Below are 23,571 nucleotides of genomic sequence, written 5' to 3'. Positions count from 1 at the left end.
TGTTCGTGACCGGCTGATGACAGCATCGCTCAAGGCAGGCGCAGCGCTTTCGCCACGTCGGCCCAGGGCACGAACTTGAAGTTCTGGGTTTGCTCGGGCATGCGCTTGCGACCGTCCTGGACCACCAGCATGCCCTGGCTCCAAGGCCCGCCGAGGTTGACCGAGGTCACCTCCAGGCCATCGGTTTCCGACGCGCCATCAATGCCCGCGGCCGCGTTCAGGCCGACCCGGAAGGCGCCGCGCACGGCATAGGGAGGCTCGGCATCGAGCACCAGGTAGCTGTCGTTGCCCTGGCTGGAGATCACCAGGTAGTCGTGGCCGTTGGCCTGGTACAAGGCCATGCCCTCGACGTCGGCGTGCAACGACGGGCCGACCTTGATCACGCTGCTCAATGTGGCCGGTTGCTCGGCCCGGGCATCCACCGCCCAGACGCCGACGTCCTCTTCGCCGAGAAACAAGCGCTGGCGCTGCTCGTCGGCGACGCAACCTTCGGGCTGGCTGTCGACGCTGAACTGGCGCACCAACTGGCCTTTCACCACGCCGTCCGGCGCGCTCAGGCGGTACTGCATGAAGCGCCCGTCCTTGCCGTTGGCGAAGGCATACAGTTCGCCTTCGGCAGGCTGGAACAGGCAGATGCCGTAGATTTCCTTCAATGACGTCGCTATCTCACCGGCTTCGCGCAACTCGCCGCTGGTGCGGTCGATGCTGAACAGGCTCAAGCTGTTGCGATCTCGGTTGCTGGCCACGGCCAGATCGACGGTTTGCCTACCCAGCTTGAAGTTCGCCCGCACATCGACGTTATTCAGGCGCCCGACCGCCAGTTCCTGCAACAACTTGCCTTGCAGGTCATAGGCCAGCAGGCCCTGCTTCTTGTTGGTGCCCAGCACCCGGCTCAGCCCGGGCGTCGTTGGATGCACCCAGATCGCCGGGTCATCGGCGGCATCGCCCTGGCGGGCCACCGGTTCGCTCTGGACCATGGCAGCCACAGTGGGCAGTACCGTCGGCAAAGTTACTGGCGTGGGTTTCCAGCTGATTTCGCCTTGGTACAGGTGCCCATTGTCATCGTCGCGCAGCAGCACTTCGATGCCACTTTTCGTCAGCCGCGCCGCGAGGTTTTCCGGCTCCTTCAGACCCGCCAACGGCAGACTGGCTTCAGCACTCCAACCCTCTCCCTGCTGCTGATACACATGCAGGTGCGCCGCGTCCGGGTCCAGCCCCAACAGGCCTCCGGGCAACACGGCCATGGCTCCGGCGCGTTGCTGGAGGTCGCCGAACGGTGCGCGCATCGCCACGGGCACCCGCACGGCCTCGGCCTCAGAGGATGCCGGGTAGGCCCACCAACCCACCCGCTCCTCGTTGACGAACAATTGATTAGCGCTGTCCTGCACCTGGCAGGTCTTGGCATCCGGCGGCAACGGCAGGCCCCGCACCCGTTGCGCGGTGTCGCTCAGGCGCTCGCCATTGCCCACCAGCCATTGCTCGCCCTTGCCCTCCTCGCCGACCAGGAACACAAACAGGTTGCTCGCCTCGTCGCGGAACAAGCACAGGCCGTTGACCGGGAAATCCCGCGCGGGCAAGTACAACGGCGTACCCCACTGATGGTTTTGTGGGTCGAGGCTGACGACCAGGGCTTGCTGGCGCTCGCTGTCGAGGCTGGCGAGCAACACGTTCGCGCCCTGGGCACGGCTATCTACGCCCTCGAAAGTGCCCTTCAGGCGCGTCAGTTCGCGACCTTGGGCATCGAGCAAGAACAAGCCTTCGCGGGCACTGGCCAGCCGCTCGGTCGTCGAAGGGCCAGGCAGGAATGCCAGTGCGTTGATCGACAGTTGCTCGGCTTGAGACCAGGGTTGCAGCTTTAGCTTTAGCTTGGGCGCCGGGGCAGCCGCCAGGGCGGCGGCTGAAGCCAGGCTGATCGCCATCGCCAGTAGGTAGCGCTTGGGTAAAGACAACATCGTGTTCAACGGGAAAATCCTTGTCATTGGGCCAACTTCAGAAATGGGTAAAGGTCAGCCCCAGCTTGTAGGTCGGGCCGTACTCTTCGTACTGGCCGTTGTAGGCGCGGTGGCCGGTGTAGACGAAATACGACTCGTCGGTGAGGTTCTGGGCCTCGAGACTGACCTGCAGGTTCTTGGTCAGCGAGTAACGCGCGCTGAAATCGACAAAGGTCTGGGCATCGACGTGCAGGTCATGGTCGCGGTCGCCGATGGACGCCAGTTCGAACAGATAGGCTGACTTGTAGTTGGCCGACAGCCGCAGGCTCAGCTTGTCGTTTTCCCAACCCAACATCAGGTTGCCGACCGTGTCCGACTGGTTCGGCAAGTCGATGCTGCGCTTGCGCTGGGTGCCAGTGGCCTGGTCGAAACCTTCGATCTCGGCGTCCGAACGACTGAACGTGGTGTTGGCCCCCAACAACAGTCCGTTCCAGGGCGCCGGCAGCCAATCGAATTTTTGCGAGTAGGCCAATTCCAGGCCATAGAGCTTGGCGCTGTCGCCGTTGGCGTAGCTGTGGGCTTCGGCGAAATCGGTCCAGGCGCCCGTGCCGGCCAGGTCGGTGTTGTAGACGAAGTTCTTGATGTCCTTGTAGAACACGAAGGCCGAGACCGTGCCGGCGTGCCCCATGAAGTGTTCGATGCCCAGGTCCAGGTTGCTCGATTCCAGCGGCTTGAGGTCCGGGTTGCCAAAGGTGGCCTCGTCATCGTCGATGACAAAACCCGGCGCCAATTGCCCGAAGGTCGGACGCACCACGGATTTGGTCCAGGCCGCACGTACCTGGGTGTTCTTGTCCAGTTGATAGCGCGCGTGCAGGCCCGGCAACCAGTGGTGATATTTGCGTCGGGTCTCGGTATCGGTGAAGACCCCGTCGGTGGCGCCGGTGCCCTTGGCTTCGAACTCGGTGCCTTCGTAGCGCATGCCGGCGATGAAGCGCCAGTCATCGATGTCGACGGTGTTCATCAGGTACCCGGCGTTGATGTCCTCGCTCATCTGGAAGTCGTTGACTCGCGACTCCTGCGCGTCAAAGAACTGGTCGCGGTTCAGCCCGCCGAGCAACTGCTTGATCGCGTCGGCGCTGATGCCCGGGCCGAAGCGACCGAGGCGGTAATCCACGGTGCCTTTCTGGAACTGCCCAAGGTTCAACTGCTCGTCGGTGAAACCCAGGTCATCGAAATCCTCGTAGACCCAGGCATTGAGGTCGTTGTCCTTGTTACGTCGGCTGACTTTGCCACCGAACTTGACCTGGGACGCGTAGCCACGCAGGTCATAGTCCCGGGCCAGGTCCAGGCGCAGGTTTTTCTCGGTGTCGGTGGTCTTCTGCTCCTCCCAATCCACCTTGTCGAGGCTGAAGTTGGCCGGATCGTAGAACCCCGAGCCGATGATCGGCCGCGGCTTGTCGTTGTCGTAGAAGCCGCCGTTGAAACCGTCGATGCCCTCGAAAGTGGCGCCGGCGATGTGGCCGGGGCTGTCTTCGCTGGATTGGCTATAGCCGCCCTGACCGCTGAGGGTCCAGAGCCCGAACAGGCGTTCGCCACCGAGCACGTAGGATTGGATCTCCTGGGTTTCTTCACGTTGCTTGAGTTTGCGCTTGCCCTCAGCGTCCCCCAACACACCGGCGGCTTGCGGGTCTTCGAAGGCAATGCTGGCGGCGTTACGGGTTTCGCTGTCCTTGTAGCGGCTGTACAGCGTGCGCAGGTAATAGCTGCTGAAGTCGTCGGGCTTGTAGTCGAAGTTCAAGCCGCCACCGGCCCGCTCTCGGCGGATGTCGTAGTCACGCTGTTCGAATTCTTCGAGGCGCGAGCCTTGCTCGAAATCCCAGGCACCGCCGGTTTCGACGTTGTCCGAACCGAAATCGCGCTTCTGCCAACTCAGCGCCGCAGCCACGCCGAAGTTGTCGATGCCATCGCCGAGGCTGAACCGATCGCTAAGGGCGCCGGAGAACTTCGGGCTGGTCTGGCGGGTGTTCTTGTCATAGCTGGCTTCGCTGCTGCCGGTGTAGAACAAGCCTTTGTGGTCGAAGGCCGAGAGGCTTTTCACATCCACGGTGCCGCCCAGGGAATTGGCATCCATGTCCGGCGTCAGGGTCTTGATCACCGACAACGATTGCACCAGTTCCGAAGGCAACACATCCAGGGCAACGGCGCGCCGCTCGCTTTCCGGGGCCGGTACCAGGGTGCCGTTGATGGTCACGCTGTTGAGGTCCGGCCCCAGGCCGCGCACGCTGACAAACCGGCCTTCGCCCTGGTCCCGCTCGACGGCGACGCCGGGCAAACGCTGCACCGCTTCGGCGACGTTTTCATCCGGCAACTGCGCCACACCGTCGGCATGCACGACACTCTTGATGCTGTCGGCGCTGCGCTGTTCCTTGAGCGCCTGGTCGATACTCGCCGCCTGGCCGACCACTTCAACGTGTTCAGTGGCCGCCTGCTCGGCGGCGCTCAGCCGCTCACTGGCAATGGCCATCGCCAATGCGGTGAACGTGAAACCGACGAGCCCGGCAGTGCTTGTGCGGTGGTACATGGTGGTCCTCCCCAGGAATCCGGAAATCCGCCAGGCAATGGCCCGGCAACTGGGAGGGCACGCTAGGGGTGGGGAATGACGGTTCTGTGACAGGGTTTCGCTGGAGGGGCTGCAATCGGCTGATTCAGGGGGGCTGGCGAGCCGGAATGAGCTGAAATGACCTGGTTTCGAGCCGCCCGGATAATCCGCAGCCGATCACTTTTGTGGCGAGGGGATTTATCCCCGCTGGGCGCAAAGCGCCCTCATTCATATTGCCTGACATACCGCGATGCCTGGTTTTAGGGTCGCTTCGCAACCCAACGGGGATAAATCCCCTTGCCACAATGAGATAGCTGGCGATGTCATGAATGAAAAGTTCAGACAATGGATGAGCTGATTCGACCTCTCCCACCCCGTCACTCGCCGTCATCGCACTGTCATATCCATCTGCTGTGCTGGGCCGCATTCCGCTTCTGGCAAAGGATTCCGGCCATGTTCTCCGTGCTGCGCCCGCACCGTCTCAAACTCGCCCTGCTCCTGCTGGCGGCCAACCTCGGGTTGATCCTGCACTTGGCCAGCGGCGAGCTCAAACCCGTTGCCGAATGGGTCTGGCTGGACATCCTCGGCGAAGGTGGCTCGGCGCTGCTGGCGCTGGTCTGGTTGGGGCTGGTGCTGAAAAGCCGCCCGGCCGGACGGGTCACCAACTACCTGATCCTGGGCCTGGGCTGCATCTTCTTTTCCTGGTGGATCGACAGCCTCGATGAGTTCATCCGCCTGCCCGACAGCATCACCTGGGACCACTGGCTCGAATCCGGGCCGATGCCGGTGGGCATGATCCTGTTGACCCTCGGCATCTATCACTGGCACCGGGAGCAATTGGCGATCAACGGACAGATGGAGAAGCGCGAGCGGCTGTTCCGTGAGCATCGTCTGTTCGACAAACTCACGCCGTTGGGAGGCGCCGACTTTCTCAAGCACGAACTGTCTGCCAGCCTGGAAGACAGTCGACGCCGCCAGCAACCCTTGTCGCTGCTAGCCCTGGACCTGGACCACTTCACCGCCATCAACCAGCGCTTCGGCCACGGCGAAGGCGATGCGGTGTTGCAGGCCGTCAGCCAGTTGCTGGTCTTGAACCTGCGCCGCCAGGATCTGCTGTGCCGCCTGGCCGGTGACCGCTTCGTGGTGTTGCTGCCCGATACCGGCGAGAGCCAGGCCCGGCGCCTGGCCCTGGAGCTGGAAATTGCGGTGCGCAGCCTGGCCCACAAGACCCGGCAACACGGCGAACGGTTGCAACTGGTCGCCAGCACGGCGGTGGTGATGGCGTTCGACGAGTCCCCCGAGGCCTTGCTCAAACGCCTGAACCTGGCGCTGGCCCAGTCCCGGACCACATTGGCGAAAAGCGCATGACGCTCAAGACGTGCTGGTACGAAACCGACAGCCGCTTCATTCCGGGGCACTATCAGCCTGCCGCGCTGATCGACCTGGCGCTGTCGCGGGACATCGACAGCCATCGCCTGCTGCGCGGCACCGGGTTGTTTCACGACGATATCCTTGCCGGGCACAGCCGCATCAGCCCGCAGCAGTTCCTCGGCCTGATCGACAACAGCCGGCGCCTGCTGGATGCCAGCGACAGCAGCTTCCTGTTTGGCCAGCGACTGTTGCCCGGGCACTATGGACCGGCGAGCCACGCCTTGCGCCACGCCCAGAACCTGCATCAGGCCCTGCAAAGCCTGATCGACCAGCAGGCGCTGCTCAGCCCGTTGGCGGCACCCCGCCTGTTGCTGGACGAGCATTACGCCTATGTCCATTGGCTGGACAGCTGCGGCGCCGGGGATCAATGGCGCTTCGTGCTAGAGGCGAGCATGACCTCGATGGTGGCGATGAGTGCCTGGCTCAGCGGTGAACGCCTGCCCTGGCAGTGCGGCTTTCGCCACAGCGAGCCGCGTTACGTCGAGCAATATTGGGTGCACCTGGGCGAGCACACGCAATTTGACCGCCCCCTGGACCTGATGCGCCTGCCCCGCCACTGCCTCGCCCAACCCTGGCCCAACGTCTCGGCCACTGCCGGCCAGGTGGCGCGGATCGAAGCCGGGGACCAGCTCGATCAACTGGGCTTCGCCTCAAGTTTCCTGGACTGCCTCTACGATTACCTGCACACCCATGTGCAGCAGACGCCCAGCCTGGAACAGACCGCCCAGGCCTTCGCCATGAGCCCGGCAACCCTCAAGCGCAAGCTGCACAAGCACCAGACCGGGTTCCAGCAACAGGTGGACCGGGTGCACACCCATGTGGCGTTGTATCTGTATCAGGTCAAGGGCTTCAGCAATGAGGAAGTGGCGCAGTACTTGCGCTTCAACGATACGGCGAACTTCCGGCGCTCGTTCAAGCGCTGGACCGGCAGTACGCCGAAGCTGATCCGGCAATTGCTGATGTTGGGCTGAACGGTGGGTTCAGTGCCCGCGGATGTAGTGCTCCAACTGCCGGATCAAATCCGCCTGCTCGACAATCGCTTCTTTCACCAGGTCGCCAATGGACAGCAGCCCGATCAACTGCCCGTTATCCAGCACTGGCAGGTGCCGCAAGTGGCTGTCGGTCATGACGGCCATGCAGCGGTCGATGCTCTGCTGGCTGTCGGCGGTGACCACTGGCGCGCTCATGATGGTGCGCACTGTCGTCCCCACCGATGAGCGCCCCTTGAGCACCATCTTGCGCGCATAGTCCCGCTCGCTGAACACACCCACCACCTGACCATCCTCGATCACCGGCAGCGCACCGACATTTTTTTCGGCCATGATCTGCAGCGCTTCGAGCACCGTCTGCTCGGGCGCGATGCTGTGGACCTGCTGGTTCTGCACACTCTTGAGTCTCACCAGTTGGGCGGCGGTTTTCATGACTAATCCCCAGGTTGCGAATCACACAATAATTTGAGCTAAACCATTCCTGTGGCGAGGGAATTTATCCCCGTTGGGCTGCGTAGCGGCCCCAAAAATCTTACGGTCGCCAGGCAACCGAACGAGGCGGCGCGACGCTTCGCTAAATCCCCTCGCCACAAATGGGTAAGCCAATCAATCTTCGCCAATCTCCACCACATCGCCATTGAGCCGCACTGGCCACACCCGCAGGCTTTGCTCCGGGTATTCCAGGCAGTGGCCGTCTTCCAGACGGAAATGCTGCTTGTACATCGGCGAGGCAATCACCAGGTCACCCTTGATGCTGCCCAGCAAGCCACGGCCGATGACGTTTGCACCCGACTTGGGGTCACGGTTGTCGATAGCGTACAGCGGCTTGTCCTGATGCTCGGGCAGGTACAGCAACGCCACTTGGCTGCCGTCATGCCAGGCGACCACGCCGGAGTTGGGCACCAGGTCTTCACGGCTGCACAGGGCACGCCATTGCAACGGTTCCTGGGCGACATCGCGGGTGGGAATACGAACGACGTTTGACTGGCTCATCAGAGCACCTCCTCGGTAACGGGAATCAGGTGGAGTTCGTGGGCGTGAACCGGCCGACGCTGGCCGCGCTCGCGAACGAAGTGCACGTCCGGATCGCCGCGCTTGTCGTTGACGAAGGTGCGGAAACGCTTGAGTTTGTCCGGATCCTTGAGGGCATTGGCCCATTCGCATTCGTAGCGGTCGACCACCAGTTGCATCTGCGCTTCGAGCTCGGCGCCCAGGCCCAGGCTGTCGTTGATGATCACGTCCTTGAGGTAGTCCAGGCCGCCTTCCAGGCTTTCGCGCCAGACCGAAGTCCGTTGCAGTTTGTCGGCGGTGCGGATGTAGAACATCAGGAAGCGGTCGATGTAGCGGATCAGCGTGGCGTCATCCAGGTCCGTGGCGAACAGCTCGGCGTGACGCGGGCGCATGCCGCCGTTGCCAGCCACGTAGAGGTTCCAGCCCTTCTCGGTGGCAATCACGCCGACGTCCTTGCTCTGGGCTTCGGCGCACTCGCGGGTGCAACCGGACACCGCGAACTTGAGCTTGTGCGGCGAGCGCAGGCCTTTGTAGCGGTCCTCGAGGGTCAGGGCCATCTGCACGCTGTCCTGCACGCCGTAGCGGCACCAGGTGCTGCCCACGCAGGATTTCACCGTGCGCGTGGATTTACCGTAGGCATGGCCGGTTTCGAAACCGGCTTCGATCAGCTCGGCCCAGATGTCCGGCAACTGGTGCAACTGGGCACCGAACAGGTCGATGCGCTGGCCGCCGGTGATCTTGGTGTAGAGGTCGTATTTCTTGGCGACCACGCCGATGGCGATCAGCTTGTCGGCGGTGATTTCTCCGCCGGCGATACGCGGCACCACCGAGTAGGTGCCGTTCTTCTGCATGTTCGCCATGAAGGTGTCGTTGGTGTCCTGCAACGGAACCAGGGATGGGTCCATGATCGGCTGGTTCCAGCACGACGCCAGGATCGAGCCCACCGCCGGTTTGCACAGGTCGCAGCCGGTGTGACCACGGCCGTGTTTGGCCAGCAGCTCTTCGAAACTGATGATGCCTTCCACCCGCACCAGCGCATACAACTCCTGGCGGGTGTAGGCGAAGTGTTCGCACAGGCTCTTGTCGACGGTGACGCCGCGGGCGGTCAATTCATGCTCGAAAACTTGCTTGACCAGGGCCGCGCAACCCCCGCAACCGGTACCGGCCTTGGTCTCGCACTTGAGCTGGCCCAGATCGGTGCAGCCGCCGTCGATGGCCGAGCAGATCGAGCCCTTGGTGACGTTGTGGCACGAGCAAAGGGTGGCGGTTTCGGGCAAGGCCGCCGGCCCCAGGGTCGGGACGCCCTCGGACGATGGCAGGATCAGGCTCGCGGCATCCTTGGGCAAGGCGATGCCGTTCTGCATGTATTGCAGCAAGGTGTCGTAGTAGCTGTTGTCCCCCACCAGCACCGCGCCGATCACACGCTTGCCGTCGGCGTCCACCACCAGTCGCCGGTAGCTGGCGCTGGTTTCGTCGATGAATTGAAAGCTGCGCGCCCCCGGAGTGTTGCCCTGGGCGTCGCCGATGGAACCGACGTCCACGCCCAGCAACTTGAGCTTGGTGGACATGTCGGCGCCGGTGAAGGCTTCGGCGCTTTCGCCGCACAGCCGGGCCGCGACGTTGCGGGCCATCTGATAGCCCGGGGCGACCAGGCCGAAAATGCTGCCGTTCCAGGCCGCGCATTCACCGATGGCGTAGATGTCCGGATCGCTGCTCTGGCAATGGTCGTCGATCACCACGCCGCCGCGCGGGCCGATCTGCAGGTCGCTCTGGCGAGCCAAGGCGTCCTGGGCGCGGATACCGGCGGAGAACACGATGAGGTCGGTTTCCAGGAAATCGTCATCGCCGAAGTTCATCCGATAACGGTACTGCTCGCCGGCACTGATGGACTGGGTGCCCTTGGACAGGTGCACGCCGACGCCCAGTTTTTCAATACGGGCCTTGAGGGCCAGGCCACCCTGCGTGTCCAACTGCACCGGCATCAGCCGTGGGGCGAATTCCACCACATGGGCTTCCAGGCCGAGGGTCTTGAGGGCGTTGGCCGCTTCCAGGCCCAGCAAGCCGCCACCGACCACCACGCCACGGCGGGCGTTGCTGGCGGCGGCGCGGATCGCGTCCAGGTCTTCCAGGGTGCGATAGACCAGGCAGGAATCGCCCTCTGCGCCCTGGATCGGCGGCACGAACGGATAGGAACCGGTGGCGAGCACCAGCTTGTCGTAGCTGATCCGCTCCCCGGCAGTCACGACTTCGCGGGCCTGGCGATCGATTTCCAGTACCGGTACACCCAGGTGCAACGTGACGCCGGGAGTCTGGTACAACGAAGCTTCGCCCAGGGCCAAGGACTCGGCATTGCGCCCGGAGAAGTACTCGGACAGGTGCACGCGATCATAGGCACGCATCGGCTCTTCGCTGAACACATGCACGCGGTAATGATTGAGGGCACCGCGTTCGACCAGTTGCTCGACACAATGATGGCCGACCATGCCATTGCCGATCACGATCAGCGTTTGCAGCTTGTTCAGAGAAGCAACGTTGGAATTCATAAAAAGCACCCGACAAAAGCCCATCACGATTTTGAAAGCAAAAAAAAGACGCCTGAAACCTTGCGGTTCCAGGCGTCTTTGCCTGTTCTGTGCGGTATCGGCCCGGCGACTGCGCCCTGACCTACCGTTGTTCCCCGACCTGCTGGCACTCGATCTTCGTTGACCGACGGGGTTGCCCACTCGACTGTGTTCGCGGCGGGCCTGTATAGCTTCTTGCAGCGAGCGTGCCAAACCTTGTCCACCCACGTGTTCACGGCCGCCCACTCACCGCCGATCCCCCGTGGGAGCGGGCCCGCCCGCGAAGACACCAGCTCAGTCACCACGAGCTGACCGGCGCCCGCCGTCGTTTCGCAAGCACCGTCAACTGCCTTGCGATGGTGCGATCACTGCACCTGCGGCTTCATAAAAGTGCAGTTCGCCCTCAGGAGTGGCTGGCTCTCGATATCAATCGATCAATTGGCAAAGGCGCCGGATGTACCGCCGCCTTCGCGAGCAAGCTCGCTCCCACATTGAGATTTCAGCGAATACGCATATTGCGCCCGACATCGATACCCTGTGGGAGCGAGCCCGCTCGCGAAGAGGCCGGCACATCCAACATCACCCAAACTGACACGCCGCCATCGCGAGCAGGCTCCCACGGGGCTGGGGTGGACATGAGTGTTGTGCCTGCTCGCGATCGCAGTGGCCCAGTCATTTGAATAACTCACTGCTCATGAAATCAATGAATACCCGCAATTTCGGCGCCAGGTGTTTGCTTGAGGGCCAGAGCATGCGGAAGGTGCTCTGATGCTTGTTGAAGTCGTCCAGGACGGTGACCAGTTCACCGGCAGCGATGGCCTTGCGCACGGTGAAATCCGGCACGCAGGCAATCCCCAGCGCATCATGCACCACGTGCAGCAACGCCTCGGTGGTGTTGCAGACCAGGGTCGCCGGCAGGTTGAGTTCCGGTTCCCCGTCCCCGTTTACCGGCCAAACTTGCATCCTGCCAGTACTGGGGAACTTGTAGAGCAGGCAGGCATGGCGCAGCAGATCCATCGGTACGTGCGGCGTACCGTGTTCGGCGAAGTACCGGGGCGAACCGACCACAACGAGCTTGAACGGGCCCAACGGACGGGACATCAGCCGGGAGTCGTTCGGCTCTCCGGTCCGAATGACCGCATCGAAACCTTCCTCGATGATATCCACCAGCCTGTCGGAAAAGTCCAGATCCAGTTCAATACTGGGGTAGCGGCGCATGAAGGCGATCAGCGTCGGCATGACCAGATCTGCAACCAGGGGCAGACTCACGCGCAGCTTGCCCCGTGGCGCTTTGCGGGTTTGCGACAGTTCCTGTTCGGCCGCTTCGACTTCGCAGAGAATGCGCCGGCAACGTTCGAGAAACAGCGCCCCTTCCGCCGTCAGCGTGATACTGCGCGTGCTGCGATGAAACAACCGCACGCCCAGCCGCTCCTCGAGCCGGGCGACACTTTTGCCCACCGCCGAAGACGAAATGCCCAGCGCCCTGCCCGCCTCTGAAAAACTGCGGGTTTCGGCTGCGCGCACAAAAAAATCAATCCCGCTCAGTGATTCCACGCCAAGCCCTCATTGCGGACATTTTTTCCGATGTGTTGTGCACTCTAGCATTCTTGTCTCGCCAAGGAGGTGCACCTACCGTGGTCGACACTTATCAATCTGCGATTGATCGCGTCGTCCCGACGGGTCAGGAGCGCTCCAAGCAGGTGACAACATGACGATTGCCAACCCCCCTATCGACGCCGATGCCGAGGTTGTTCAAGACACTGCGCAGCTCCCCATCGGATCACTGTTTGCCCTCGCACTGGCGGCGTTCGTGACCATCCTCACCGAAGCCTTGCCCGCCGGCCTTCTTTCACAGATCAGCGAAGGACTGGCGATCTCCGAAGCCCTCGCCGGGCAGTTGGTCACGGTCTACGCGATCGGTTCGTTGCTGGCAGCCATTCCCTTGACCGCCGCGACCCAAGGCATGCGACGCCGGTCGCTCTTGCTGATGGCCATCGCCGGCTTCGCCGTCGCCAATACCGTCACGACGCTCTCCACTCATTATGGTTTGACGATCGTCGCCCGCTTGCTGGGTGGTGTATCGGCCGGGCTGCTCTGGGCCTTGTTGGCCGGTTATGCCGCCCGCATGGTGCCCGAGAGCCAGAAAGGTCGAGCGATTGCGATCGCCATGGTTGGCGCACCCTTGGCGTTATCCCTGGGGGTACCGGCCGGCACCTTGCTCGGTAATTTGATCGGTTGGCGGATGAGCTTCGCCATCATGAGCCTGTTCGCCGTCGCCTTGATGGTCTGGGTGCGACTCAAGGTGCCTGACTTCCCCGGGCAAGCCACCCATAAGCGCCTTGCGTTGCGCCAGGTGTTCACCCTGCCGGGCGTTCGCCCGGTGTTGTTCGTGGTGCTGGCTTTTGTCCTGGCGCACAACATTCTCTTTACCTATATCGCTCCGTTTTTGACCGCGGCGGGCCTGGGCGAGCGAACGGATCTGGTCCTGCTGGTCTTTGGGGTCGCGTCGTTGCTGGGCATCTGGGTCGTCGGCGTGCTGATCGATCGCCATCTGCGGGTGTTGACGCTCGCAGGTACGGTGCTGTTCGCCCTTTCGGCAATGATGCTAGGGGCAATGAGCGACAGGCCTGCGGCGGTGTATATCGCCGTGGCCGCGTGGGGAATCGCTTTCGGAGGGGCTGGGACGCTGTTCCAGACGGCCATCGCCAAGACAGCCGGAGACGCGGCGGATTTTGCCCAGTCGATGTTGGTCACGGCCTGGAACCTCGCTATTGCCGGCGGCGGGATCGTCGGAGGTATTCTGCTCGATCACCTGGGAGTCGTGGCGTTTTCGCCAGTCCTGGTGGTTCTCCTGCTGCTGACGTTGGCGGTGGTGTGGTCGGCCAGGCAGTACGGGTTTACAGCAAGCATGCGCTGAGTATGCGTATGCACCCTGGCTGGCCCTCAACGATAGACATCGCAACCGACATCAAATTGTCATCACTGCGTCGCCAAAACGCCATAAGCCCTGAGTAGTGTCCTCGCCAATGAGATCGATCTCAAGCGAGTGACAATGACTGATTTGAAAGAAGTGGCGCGCCTGGCAGGGGTTTCACGAGCAACCGCTGCCCGCGCCTTCGCCTCCCCTGAAGTGGTGCGTCCGGCCACCCGCGAGCAGGTGTTCGCCGCTGCGCGCCAACTGGGTTTTCGGCCCAATCGTCTTGGCCGCCAGTTGCGCCTGCAGGTGACCAGGCTGATCGGTGTGGTGGTCCCCAACCTGCTCAATCCCGTGTTCGCCGAACAATTCCAGGCCATGGAGCGCGCGGCGCGCTTGCGCGGCTACAACCTGCTCCTGGCGACGACCGACTACAGCAGCGAGCGCGAAAGCGTGGTGGTCGAGGAGTTGTTGCGCCAGCGCGTCGATGGCCTGGTCCTCACGGTGACCGACGCCGAGAGCAACCACGTATTGCAAAGCCTCGACAGCGAGGACACGCCTTTTGTGCTGGCCTATCACCAACCGGAAAACCCGGACTACAGCGCCGTGTCGGTGGACAACCGCGCCGGCATGGCCCTCGCCACGCGCTATCTGCAGGAAGCCGGGCATCGGCGCATTGGCATGGTTGCCGGCCCTGCCCTGCAATCGGACCGTGCTCGCCTGCGTTACGCCGGTTATTGCGACGCCATGGGCGAGGCTGGTCTCGACTGCTGGCCGGTGATTGAAATGCCGGCCCATACCGAAGCCGACTTCGCCGCCATCGAGCCATGGCTGCAAGGCCCGCAAGCCCTCAGTGCATTGGTTTGCTCCAACGATCTGTTGGCAATCAGCCTGATTGCACAACTGCGCCGCAGCGGCTGGCACGTCCCCCAGCAGCTTTCGGTCATTGGCTTTGACGGCATCGCACTCGGCACTCAGATGCACCCGACGCTGTGCAGCGTCGTCCAGCCCATCGAGACCCTGGCCTGCACCGTGATCGACCAACTGCTGGCGCAGATCGCCGGCGCCACACCGGTTTCCCATTGCCTGCCCTGCCATATACGGCCGGGCGAAAGCACTCAACCCTACGAGGAGACACTCGATGATCCGCTTCAGTAAAACCCTGGCGACGTTACTGCTTTGCGGCGTCGCCAGCCTGGCACAGGCTGCCGAAACGGCGATTTGCTACAACTGCCCACCGGAATGGGCCGACTGGGGCACGCAGCTCAAGGCCATCGCCGATACCACCGGCGTGCAGGTCCCGCTGGACAACAAGAACTCCGGACAGGCCTTGGCACAACTGGTGGCCGAGCAGGCCGCGCCAGTGGCGGATGTGGTGTATTACGGCGTGACCTTCGGTTTGCAGGCGCAAAAAGCCGGGGTGGTCGGCACCTATAAACCCAAGGGTTGGGAGCAGATCCCGGACGGTTTGAAGGACCCGCAAGGACACTGGTTTGCCATTCACTCCGGCACCTTGGGCATCATGGTCAACGTCGATGCACTGGGCGGTTTGCCCGTGCCGCAAAGCTGGGGCGATCTGCTCAAGCCCGAGTACAAAGGCATGGTCGGCTACCTTGATCCGTCCAGCGCGTTCGTCGGCTACGTGTCTGCGGTAGCGATCAACCAGGCCATGGGCGGCAGCCTCAATGACTTCACGCCAGCGATCGACTACTTCCAGAAACTGGCGAAAAACTCGCCCATCGTGCCCAAGCAGACAGCCTATGCGCGGGTGCTGTCCGGGGAGTTGCCGATCCTGGTCGATTACGATTTCAACGCCTACCGGGCACGCTACAAGGACAAGGCCAACGTCGCTTTCGTCATTCCACAGGAAGGCAGCATCAGCGTGCCTTACGTGATGAGCATCGTCGACAACGCCCCTCATCGGGCCAACGCCGAGAAGGTCCTGGACTTCGTCCTGTCCGACCAGGGGCAGGCACTCTGGGCCAAGGCCTACCTGCGGCCAGTGCGGGCGATGAAGATGCCTGCCGACATCGCGGCGCAGTTCCTGCCGGACAACGATTACGCCCGGGCCGGCGTGGTCAACTACGAGCAGATGGCGGCGGCGCAGGAAGCCTTTTCCGCACGCTATCTCAAAGAGATCAAGTAAGTGACCGCCTCGGCAATAAAAACCCAGGCAACCCCTTCGGGCCAAACCGCGGTGCCGCGTTTGCGCCTGACCGCGGCTTGGGCCCTGGCGCCTGCGGCAGCGGTGCTGTTCGCGTTCTGGCTGTTGCCGCTGGCGCACCTGATCATGCTGGGCGGGCAAAGTCGAGACGGCGGCGAAAGCGGTTATTGGCAAGTACTAGGCAGTGCGCAATACCTGGGCAGCCTGGCACAGACGTGCCTGCTGGCCCTGGCGACGACCCTCGCGGCGCTGCTGGTGGGTGGCATCAGTGGTGTGTTCCTCAGTCGCCAGCGCTTTTTCGGTCGTTCGCTGCTAATCGCCTTGTTGACCTTTCCGCTGGCCTTCCCCGGTGTGGTCGTCGGTTTTCTGGTGATTCTGCTGGCTGGGCGCCAAGGCTTGTTCGCCAGCCTTGGCCTTGAGCTGGCGGGTGAGCGCTGGATCTTCGCCTACTCGTTGATGGGCCTTTGTATCGGCTACCTGTACTTCTCGATCCCACGGGTAATTCTCACGGTGATGGCCGCCTGCGAAAGCCTGGATCGCAGCCTGGAAGAGGCCGCTCAATCGCTGGGGGCCAGTCATTGGCGGGTGGTTTGTGATGTCATCGTCCCCGGCCTGGCTCCGGCATTGGTGTCGTGCGGGGCGATCTGCTTCGCGACGTCCATGGGGGCGTTCGGTACAGCGTTCACCCTGGGCACCCGACTCAACGTAACCCCGGTGGCGATCTACAACGTGTTCACCAACTACGCCAATTTCACCGTGGCCGCCGCGCTGTCGGTGGTGTTGGGGGCACTGACCTGGGCGGTGCTGCTATTGGCCAGGCGCCTGGTGAAAAATTCGAGGACCGTCTTGTGAAACGCTCAACGCTGTTTATCGGCCAACTGCTATTCACCCTGCTGGTCTGCGCGTTCATGTTGGTGCCAGTGCTGATGTCGCTGCTGGCCGGGCTGACGCGCAATTATTTCCAAGGCGTCTCCAGCGGCCTGACGTTCGATTGGCTGGTGCACGTCTGGCAGGCTTATTCGCCGACGGTCTGGCTATCCCTGCAACTGGCCGCGGCCTGCGCACTGTGCGTCTGCGTGGTGGGGGTTCCGGCGGCTTACGCGCTGGTACGGATGAACAACCGCTTCAGCCGTGCGTTCGAGGAGTTGATGGTGCTTCCGGTGGCGATGCCAGGCCTGGCCAGCGCCTTGGCATTGCTGCTCACCTACGGGCAATTCGGTGGGTTTCGCGGCAGCTGGCTGTTCATTCTCGTCGGCCACGTGCTGTTCACCCTGCCGTTCCTGGTGCGCCCGGTGATGGCCGTGATGCAACGCCAGCAACTGCCTGCCCTGGAGGAAGCGGCAGCCAGCCTCGGCGCCGGGCCGCTGCGACGATTCTTCAGTGTGGTGGTACCCAATTGCCGGGCAGGGATCCTCGCCGGGGTACTCATGGTTGTCACGCTGTCGCTGGGCGAGTTCAACCTGACCTGGATGCTTCACACGCCGATGACCAAGACATTGCCGGTGGGCCTGGCGGACAGCTATGCCTCGGCCAGGCTGGAAGTCGCCAGTGCCTACACCCTCATATTCCTGCTGATGATCGTGCCGCTGCTGATTGCGTTACAGGCCATCAGCGCGCGCCTTTCCCGTGGAGAAAAACGATGACCGGAACCACCATTCGCCTGGCGGGTTGCCGCAAGGCGTTCCCGGACGGCACCGTTGCCGTACATGACCTGGACCTGACCATCAATGCCGGCGAAACCTTGGCGATCCTCGGCCCGTCCGGTTGCGGAAAAACCACCACCCTGCGATTGATCGCCGGTCTTGAACGCCCGGATGCGGGGCGCGTGTTTTTTGGCGACAACGACGTCACTCGCCTGCCCATCGAACGCCGCGACGTGGGCATGGTGTTTCAGAACTATGCGCTGTTTCCCAACCTGGATGTCGCCGGCAACATCGTCTATGGCTTGAAGATTCGCGGCATGGCGCCTGCTGAACGGAACAAGCGTTGCTCGGAGTTGCTGGAGCTGGTGGGTCTTCAGGATCATGGCAAGCGCAGTATCCACGAGTTGTCCGGCGGTCAGCGCCAGCGGGTCGCCCTCGCCCGCGCCCTGGCCCCCAAGCCCCGGATATTGCTGCTTGACGAACCCTTGGCCGCGCTGGATGCACAGTTGCGTGAGCGCCTGCGCAGCGAACTGGATCAGTTGCTACGCCATCTGGGCATGACCGCCGTGTTCGTCACCCACGACCAGGGCGAAGCCATGGCGCTGGGCGATCGGATCCTGGTCATGGAGCACGGCCGCGTTGCGCAATTGGCCATCCCACGGGAGATCTATCAGCAACCGGCCAACACTTTCGTCGCCCGTTTTGTTGGCAACCTCAATGCCTTCCCGGTGATCGAACACACCCACCGTGGCTTGAAAGTCAGTGGAGGGGAGTTGCCATGGAGTGGTGCTGACCTGCCTGCCACCGTCTATTGCCGCCCCGAGCATTTGCGGGTGATGGACAGCGAGGGGCATCTGCACGGTCGTCTACTGGGCCAGTTTTTCCAGGGGGCTCAAAGCCGCCTGCTGGTGGATGTCGGAGCCACTGAGCCATTGCTGGTGGATTGCACGGAAAACGTCATCCACGCCCCCGGCACCCCGATTGCACTGGCCATCGAGCCACATGCCCTGTTCACCCTGTCATCGTGATCGTCGTCTTTTCAGAGGGTTTGTCTTGAAGCGTCCGTTTCTTGTTGCGCAGATCAGCGATCTGCATCTTAAAGCTGGGGAAAAACTCACATACGGTGTCGTTGATACCCTTGCCGCACTGCGTCGCGCGATCGATCACTTGAATAGCCAGGTGCCGCGGCCCGACGTCGTGGTGATCAGTGGCGACCTGGTGGACTTCGGTCGCCCTGATGAATACGCCGTGCTGCACCCCGAACTGGCCCGCCTGCACATGCCTTGCTACGTGGTGCCCGGTAACCACGACAACCGTGAGTATTTGCGGGCGGCATTTGCCGATCATGACTACTTGCCAAGCTTGGCCGCTGGGCCCTTGGATTGGGTGGTTGACGAGCATCCGCTGCGCCTGATCGGCCTGGACACGACCGTCCCCGGTGCCCATGGTGGCCAGTTGCTGGACAGCCAATTGCGCTGGCTCGACGAACAACTGGCCGCTCGCCCCGATACGCCCACGCTACTGGTGATGCACCACCCGCCCTTCATCAGCGGCATCGGTCACATGGACCGTGAACCGTTTATCAACGCAGCGGCACTGGAGCAAGTCGTCACCCGCCACCCACAGGTTGAGCGCTTGCTGTGCGGGCATTTGCATCGGCCGATGCAGCGGCGTTTCGGCGGCAGCCTGAGCTGTGTATGCCCCGGCGTCTCTCATCAGATCGTGCTGGATTTGCAAGAGGCCGCGCCAGCGCATTTCAATCTGGAGCCGCCCGGGTATTTGCTGCATCACTGGCATGCCCAGGGACTGGTGACCCATAACGGCGTGTTGGGTGAATATCCCGGGCCCTATCCGTTTTATGACGCTCACGGATTGATCGACTGATAACCCAAGGACTTTCATGGTGCTGTTCTGAAGGCGCTCCTCGGAGGTTTGAACCACTGCCCCATTCCATAGATTGAAGTTGCTTGACGTTTTTTATTCATGCCTCGGCCAATCGACTGATCGGCTGAAGGCTTCCTGCTGCCTTTTCAATATGCCCGGAACAGTGATTCCGCGCAGGAGTACGTCCTGATGAAAGCCCTATTGCAAACACTGAGTCTTTTAACTGGCGGTGTGAGTCTGGTCCTGAGCCCATTGGCATCGGCTGATTTTATCAGCGACAGCAAAGCCAACTTGAACTTGCGCAACTTCTACTTCAACAACGATAACCGTGATGGAGCCGCCGCGCCTTCGAAGACCGAAGAATGGGGCCAGGCCTTCATGCTCAATTATCAGTCGGGGTTTACCGACGGCACCGTGGGGTTCGGCCTGGATGCGATCGGGTTGCTGGGCCTGAAGCTCGACAGTGGCGCGGGCCGTCATGTCGGTGGCTCGATGTTTCCCAATGATGGGGACAAGGCGGCGGACCAATGGGCGCGTCTCGGTGCAACAGCGAAGATGCGTGTTTCCAAGACCGAGCTGCGGTACGGCACTTTGCAGCCAAAGCTGCCAATCCTGGTTTCCAACGATGGCCGCTTGCTGCCGCAAACCTTCGAGGGTGGCCAAGTCACCAGCAATGAAATCGACAACCTGACCTTCACTGCCGGGCAACTGGAACACGCCACCGGCCGTGCTTCCAGTGACAGCGCCGGGCTGGCCGTGGCGGGCGGCAGCCAGGAAAGCAATAAATTTACCTTTGCCGGTGGTGATTACAAACTGACCAAGGATATGACCGCGCAGTATTACTACGCCAATCTTGAAGACTACTATCAACAGCACTTCGCCGGTTTGCTGCATGTATTACCGTTGGGTGAATACGGTTCGTTGAAAACCGACCTGCGTTACTTCAAGACCACGTCCGATGGCAAGAACAGCAGCGCTGCCGGTCGCGCCAGTGGCTATAAGCTCGGCGGCTATACCAAGGACGGCAGTGGTGAAATCGACAACGATACCTGGAGTGCAGCGTTCATTTATTCGTTGGGCGGCCATGCCATTACTGCAGGTTATCAGCGTGTTTCCGAAGACAGCAATTTTACGCAATTGAACCAGGGCGGCCTGGTGGGCAAAGGTGAAGGCGGCGCGAGTCTTTATCTCTACACCGACCGCACCATCCAGACGTTCATCCAGGCCGGTGAACGCACGGCATTTGCCCAGTATGCCTATGACTTTGCAGCGCTCGGTGTGCCGGGCTTGAAGGCGTCGGTGATGTACCTCAAGGGCGACAACATCCAGACGGCCAGCGGCCAGGAAGCCAGTGAATGGGAGCGTGATATTTCCCTGGACTATGTGGTCCAGAGCGGCGCGTTGAAGAACGTCGGTTTCGGCTGGCGCAATGGCATGTCGCGAAGCGATATTGCTCGTGACCAGGATCAGAATCGCCTGATCGTGAGCTATAGCATTCCATTGATGTAATCGTGCAGAAGGAGCCGGAGGTCCCCCACTCCGACTCCTTTGTTCCTGCCCTGCTGCGCGGCCCCAACAGCGCGCACCTTCCTGGGGCGCGGTGATTCGCATGATCAGGCAATAATCAGCCCGGATCGTGCAATCCCCCCCAAGCATTCCTTTCTATAGTTAACCAGAGCCAAACCATCTGGAGCTGGTCCCCCTATGAGCGCCCTGAACATAAACGGCCGTGAATACACGGTCGACGTAGACCCTGGCACCCCGATTCTCTGGACCCTGCGCGATACGCTGGGTATGACTGGCACCAAGTTCGGCTGCGGCGCTGCGCTGTGTGGCGCCTGCACCGTGCACCTGGACGGCCAGGCCATTCGCTCCTGCGTGACGCCCATCGCCGCCGCCGTAGGCAAGAAGATCACCACCATTGAAGCGGCAACCAATGGCAGCGATCCGGTGGGCAGCGCCGTGCACGAGGCGTGGGTCAAGCATGACGTGGCGCAATGTGGTTACTGCCAGAGCGGCCAGATCATGAGCGCGACCGCTTTCCTCAAGGCCCAGCCCAAAGGCAAACAGCCCACGGCCGCCGAGATCGACTCGGCCATGGCCGGCAATATCTGCCGCTGTGGCACCTACGCCCGTATCCGCGCTGCGGTGGCTGATGCCGCCAAAGCCCTTGCCTGATCGGAGCCGACCATGTTGAACGAGATTTTCCCGAACGAGCTCCCACGCGCCTTGCAGCACATGCTTGAACGCAGCGAGGCTGACGGCCCTGCGGCCCTGCCCCGGCGCAGCTTTCTCAAGATCGTTGGCATTGGCGGGCTCGCCTTGGGCGCATTCCCGCACCTGGCCTTGGCGCAGGAGGCCAATGCGGGCGCCGCAGCGCCGCTCAAACCGACCCAGCAACCCTCCGCATTCGTGCAGATCGCCCCCAATGGCGAGGTCACGGTGACCATCAATCGGTTGGAGTTCGGCCAGGGCGTACAGACCGCCCTGCCCATGATTCTCGCCGAGGAGCTCGATGCCGACTGGAGCCTGGTGCGCAGTCGCAACGGCAGCAACGACGCCGCCTACATGGACCCGGCCTTCGGCATCCACCTCACCGGCGGTTCCAACACGATCAAGAACAGCTACACCCAGTACCGCGAGCTCGGCGCACGGGCGCGGGCCATGCTCTTGAGTGCGGCCGCCGCCCGCTGGAACGTGGACGTGGCGAGCCTGAGCACCCAGGCCGGCATGGTCCTCGGCCCGGCAGGCCGTAAAGCCAGCTACGGCGAGCTGGCCGAAGCCGCGATGACGATGCCGGTGCCCGAGCAGATCACCCTCAAGGATCCCAAGGACTTCCGCATCATCGGCCAGGCCACGACCCGCATCGATGCCAAGGCCAAGAGCAGCGGCCAGCAGGATTTCGGCATCGACATGCACCTGCCGGGGCAGCTCACCGCAGTCGTCGCCCGACCTCCGGTGTTCGGCGCCAAAATCGCATCCCTGGATGACAGCGCGGCGCGGGCCACGAAAGGTGTCAAAGCCGTGCTGCGCATACCGCTGGACGGTGGCGCCGAAGGTGTCGCGGTGGTCGCCGACAGTTACTGGCAGGCGAAGTTGGCACGGGATGCACTGAAGGTGGAATGGAACGCGTCCGCCGTGGAAAAAGTGGACAGCGAAAAACAATTGGCGCAATACCGCGAATTGGCCGGCAAACCCGGCCTACTGCACTTTGATGCCGACATGACGCCGCTGGCCGCCGCGCCGCATCAACTGGACGCCGAGTTTGTATTTCCCTACCTGGCCCACGCTCCGATGGAGCCCCTCAATTGCACCGTACAGCTCGCCCAGGACAGCGCTCAACTGTGGGTCGGCACGCAGTTCCCCGGCGGTGACGGTGCGGCGGCGGCCAAGGTGTTGAACCTCAAGCCAGAGCAGATCCAGGTGAACGTGCAGACTGCCGGCGGCGGTTTTGGCCGGCGCGGCGTGCCCACCAACGATTTCGTGGTACTGGCTTGCGAGGTCGCCAAGGCCGCGCGCACCGCCGGGGTCAACGCCCCTATCCGCACCCTTTGGAGCCGGGAAGACGACATCAAGGGCGGCTACTACCGCCCCATGCACCTGCACCGCGCACGCATCGGTTTCGACGACAGTGGCAAGGTCCTGGCCTGGGATCATGCCCTGGTGGGCCAATCGATCCTCACCGGCACCGTATTTGGTGGACAGGTGAAAAATGGCATTGACCCGACCGCCACCGAGGGCATGCGCGACCCCTATCCTGTGCCCATGCGGCTGACGGTTCATCACCCCAAGCTCAACGTGCCGGTGCTGTGGTGGCGCAGCGTGGGCTCTACCCATACGGCGTTTGTGATGGAAACGCTGATCGACGAAATCGCTCGCACCACCAAGCAGGATCCAGTGGCCTACCGGATGAAGCTGTTTGGCGACCAGAGCCCACGCCATCGCGAGGCGCTGCAGTTGGCCGTGGACAAAAGCGAGTACGGCAAGCGCCAGTTACCGGCGGGCCATGCCTGGGGCGTGGCGGTCCACGAGTCGTTCAGTTCGGTGGTGGCGTATGTGGTCGAAGCCTCGGTGCAGGACGGTCGTCCGGTGCTGCATGACGTGACCGCAGGCGTGCACTGCAACCTGGTCGTCAACCCACGCAGTATCGAGGCCCAGGTCCAGGGCGCGGCGCTGATGGGGCTGTCGATGTGCCTGCCCGGTGGCGCGATCACGCTGAAAGACGGCGTGGTCCAGCAAAGCAATTTTGCGGACTTCAGTGTGCCGCGCATTACCGACATGCCGACATTCGCCGTCCACATCGTGCCCAGCGCCGAGCCGCCCACGGGCATGGGCGAACCCGGCCTGCCAGCCTTGGCCCCGGCTTTTGCCAACGCCGTGGCGAGCCTGACGGGTAAACCGTTGCGTGAGTTGCCTTTCAAGTTGGTGTGACGGCGTGTGAGGT

The 23,571-nt window shown here is 62.4% G+C and carries 18 protein-coding genes; 12 read left to right on the top strand and 6 right to left on the bottom strand.

Features of this window, described 5'->3' with window-relative positions; genetic code table 11:
- Positions 1-29 precede the first annotated feature (29 nt).
- Together ACMTA2_RS17985 and ACMTA2_RS17980 are read right to left on the bottom strand one after the other, a co-directional pair.
- The gene (locus tag ACMTA2_RS17985) at positions 30-1,961 is read right to left on the bottom strand and encodes a phytase (protein ID WP_413791079.1); all 1,932 of its coding nucleotides are present in this window, start codon (positions 1,959-1,961) and stop codon (positions 30-32) included.
- A 28-nt stretch (positions 1,962-1,989) separates the two neighbouring features.
- A complete protein-coding gene (locus ACMTA2_RS17980; RefSeq protein WP_413791078.1) occupies positions 1,990-4,512 on the bottom strand; it encodes a TonB-dependent receptor in 2,523 nt (840 codons plus the stop codon).
- A 471-nt stretch (positions 4,513-4,983) separates the two neighbouring features.
- Here ACMTA2_RS17980 and ACMTA2_RS17975 point away from each other — a divergent pair, with 471 nt between their 5' ends.
- Positions 4,984-5,898 (top strand): GGDEF domain-containing protein, encoded by a 915-nt coding sequence (locus ACMTA2_RS17975; protein ID WP_413791077.1) that lies wholly within the window; start codon positions 4,984-4,986, stop codon positions 5,896-5,898.
- Positions 5,895-6,932, top strand: coding sequence for an AraC family transcriptional regulator ligand-binding domain-containing protein (locus tag ACMTA2_RS17970; RefSeq protein WP_413791076.1), 1,038 nt, complete (start codon positions 5,895-5,897; stop codon positions 6,930-6,932). The genes ACMTA2_RS17975 and ACMTA2_RS17970 overlap by 4 nt, the downstream gene beginning before the upstream one ends.
- Before the next feature lie 9 nt (positions 6,933-6,941).
- On the opposite strand, the gene ACMTA2_RS17965 is transcribed toward ACMTA2_RS17970, so the two are convergent.
- From ACMTA2_RS17965 to ACMTA2_RS17950, 4 genes are all read right to left on the bottom strand, one after another.
- Positions 6,942-7,382 (bottom strand): CBS domain-containing protein, encoded by a 441-nt coding sequence (locus ACMTA2_RS17965; RefSeq protein WP_413791075.1) that lies wholly within the window; start codon positions 7,380-7,382, stop codon positions 6,942-6,944.
- A gap of 174 nt (positions 7,383-7,556) precedes the next feature.
- Positions 7,557-7,943: a nitrite reductase small subunit NirD gene (gene nirD, locus ACMTA2_RS17960; RefSeq protein WP_413791074.1), complete on the bottom strand. Its 387-nt coding sequence runs from the start codon at positions 7,941-7,943 to the stop codon at positions 7,557-7,559.
- Positions 7,943-10,504 carry a nitrite reductase large subunit NirB gene (gene nirB / locus ACMTA2_RS17955; RefSeq protein WP_413791073.1) on the bottom strand — a complete coding sequence of 854 codons (2,562 nt, stop codon included), beginning with the start codon at positions 10,502-10,504 and terminating at the stop codon, positions 7,943-7,945. The genes nirD and nirB overlap by 1 nt, the downstream gene beginning before the upstream one ends.
- 690 nt (positions 10,505-11,194) lie before the next feature.
- Entirely contained in the window at positions 11,195-12,076 is an 882-nt protein-coding gene (locus ACMTA2_RS17950; protein ID WP_413791072.1) for a LysR family transcriptional regulator, read from the bottom strand.
- 154 nt (positions 12,077-12,230) lie between these two features.
- On the opposite strand from ACMTA2_RS17950, the gene ACMTA2_RS17945 reads away from it, so the two are divergent.
- The 10 genes from ACMTA2_RS17945 (at position 12,231) to ACMTA2_RS17900 (ending at position 23,558) form a co-directional block, all read left to right on the top strand.
- A complete protein-coding gene (locus ACMTA2_RS17945; protein WP_413791071.1) occupies positions 12,231-13,439 on the top strand; it encodes an MFS transporter in 1,209 nt (402 codons plus the stop codon).
- Positions 13,440-13,574: 135 nt separating this feature from the next.
- Positions 13,575-14,594: a LacI family DNA-binding transcriptional regulator gene (locus ACMTA2_RS17940; protein WP_413791070.1), complete on the top strand. Its 1,020-nt coding sequence runs from the start codon at positions 13,575-13,577 to the stop codon at positions 14,592-14,594.
- Positions 14,578-15,582 (top strand): ABC transporter substrate-binding protein, encoded by a 1,005-nt coding sequence (locus ACMTA2_RS17935; protein WP_413791069.1) that lies wholly within the window; start codon positions 14,578-14,580, stop codon positions 15,580-15,582. Before ACMTA2_RS17940 ends, ACMTA2_RS17935 begins: the two co-directional genes overlap by 17 nt.
- A gap of 51 nt (positions 15,583-15,633) precedes the next feature.
- Positions 15,634-16,452 (top strand): ABC transporter permease, encoded by an 819-nt coding sequence (locus ACMTA2_RS17930; RefSeq protein ID WP_413795679.1) that lies wholly within the window; start codon positions 15,634-15,636, stop codon positions 16,450-16,452.
- Positions 16,449-17,243: an ABC transporter permease gene (locus ACMTA2_RS17925; protein ID WP_413791068.1), complete on the top strand. Its 795-nt coding sequence runs from the start codon at positions 16,449-16,451 to the stop codon at positions 17,241-17,243. Before ACMTA2_RS17930 ends, ACMTA2_RS17925 begins: the two co-directional genes overlap by 4 nt.
- Positions 17,240-18,271 carry an ABC transporter ATP-binding protein gene (locus ACMTA2_RS17920; protein ID WP_413791067.1) on the top strand — a complete coding sequence of 344 codons (1,032 nt, stop codon included), beginning with the start codon at positions 17,240-17,242 and terminating at the stop codon, positions 18,269-18,271. Before ACMTA2_RS17925 ends, ACMTA2_RS17920 begins: the two co-directional genes overlap by 4 nt.
- A 25-nt stretch (positions 18,272-18,296) precedes the next feature.
- Positions 18,297-19,127, top strand: a complete 831-nt coding sequence (locus ACMTA2_RS17915; protein ID WP_413791066.1) for a phosphodiesterase — start codon at positions 18,297-18,299, stop codon at positions 19,125-19,127.
- Between the two features lie 189 nt (positions 19,128-19,316).
- Positions 19,317-20,636, top strand: coding sequence for an OprD family porin (locus tag ACMTA2_RS17910; protein ID WP_413791065.1), 1,320 nt, complete (start codon positions 19,317-19,319; stop codon positions 20,634-20,636).
- Between the two features lie 195 nt (positions 20,637-20,831).
- Positions 20,832-21,305, top strand: coding sequence for a (2Fe-2S)-binding protein (locus tag ACMTA2_RS17905; protein ID WP_413791064.1), 474 nt, complete (start codon positions 20,832-20,834; stop codon positions 21,303-21,305).
- A 12-nt stretch (positions 21,306-21,317) separates the two neighbouring features.
- Positions 21,318-23,558: a xanthine dehydrogenase family protein molybdopterin-binding subunit gene (locus ACMTA2_RS17900; protein ID WP_413791063.1), complete on the top strand. Its 2,241-nt coding sequence runs from the start codon at positions 21,318-21,320 to the stop codon at positions 23,556-23,558.
- Positions 23,559-23,571: the final 13 nt, after the last annotated feature.

Origin of the sequence: Pseudomonas medicaginis (assembly GCF_965119365.1) — a bacterium.
Lineage (GTDB): Bacteria > Pseudomonadota > Gammaproteobacteria > Pseudomonadales > Pseudomonadaceae > Aquipseudomonas.
This window is presented reverse-complemented; position numbering and strand designations above follow the sequence as displayed.

Excerpts from the sequence above, each read along its gene's own strand:
- ACMTA2_RS17980 (WP_413791078.1), bottom strand. The coding sequence starts at position 4,512 with ATGTACCACCGCACAAGCACTGCCGGGCTCGTCGGTTTCACGTTCACC.
- ACMTA2_RS17975 (WP_413791077.1), top strand. The coding sequence starts at position 4,984 with ATGTTCTCCGTGCTGCGCCCGCACCGTCTCAAACTCGCCCTGCTCCTG.
- ACMTA2_RS17970 (WP_413791076.1), top strand. The coding sequence starts at position 5,895 with ATGACGCTCAAGACGTGCTGGTACGAAACCGACAGCCGCTTCATTCCG.
- ACMTA2_RS17965 (WP_413791075.1), bottom strand. The coding sequence starts at position 7,382 with ATGAAAACCGCCGCCCAACTGGTGAGACTCAAGAGTGTGCAGAACCAG.
- nirD (WP_413791074.1), bottom strand. The coding sequence starts at position 7,943 with ATGAGCCAGTCAAACGTCGTTCGTATTCCCACCCGCGATGTCGCCCAG.
- nirB (WP_413791073.1), bottom strand. The coding sequence starts at position 10,504 with ATGAATTCCAACGTTGCTTCTCTGAACAAGCTGCAAACGCTGATCGTG.
- ACMTA2_RS17945 (WP_413791071.1), top strand. The coding sequence starts at position 12,231 with ATGACGATTGCCAACCCCCCTATCGACGCCGATGCCGAGGTTGTTCAA.
- ACMTA2_RS17940 (WP_413791070.1), top strand. The coding sequence starts at position 13,575 with ATGACTGATTTGAAAGAAGTGGCGCGCCTGGCAGGGGTTTCACGAGCA.
- ACMTA2_RS17935 (WP_413791069.1), top strand. The coding sequence starts at position 14,578 with ATGATCCGCTTCAGTAAAACCCTGGCGACGTTACTGCTTTGCGGCGTC.
- ACMTA2_RS17920 (WP_413791067.1), top strand. The coding sequence starts at position 17,240 with ATGACCGGAACCACCATTCGCCTGGCGGGTTGCCGCAAGGCGTTCCCG.
- ACMTA2_RS17910 (WP_413791065.1), top strand. The coding sequence starts at position 19,317 with ATGAAAGCCCTATTGCAAACACTGAGTCTTTTAACTGGCGGTGTGAGT.
- ACMTA2_RS17905 (WP_413791064.1), top strand. The coding sequence starts at position 20,832 with ATGAGCGCCCTGAACATAAACGGCCGTGAATACACGGTCGACGTAGAC.
- ACMTA2_RS17900 (WP_413791063.1), top strand. The coding sequence starts at position 21,318 with ATGTTGAACGAGATTTTCCCGAACGAGCTCCCACGCGCCTTGCAGCAC.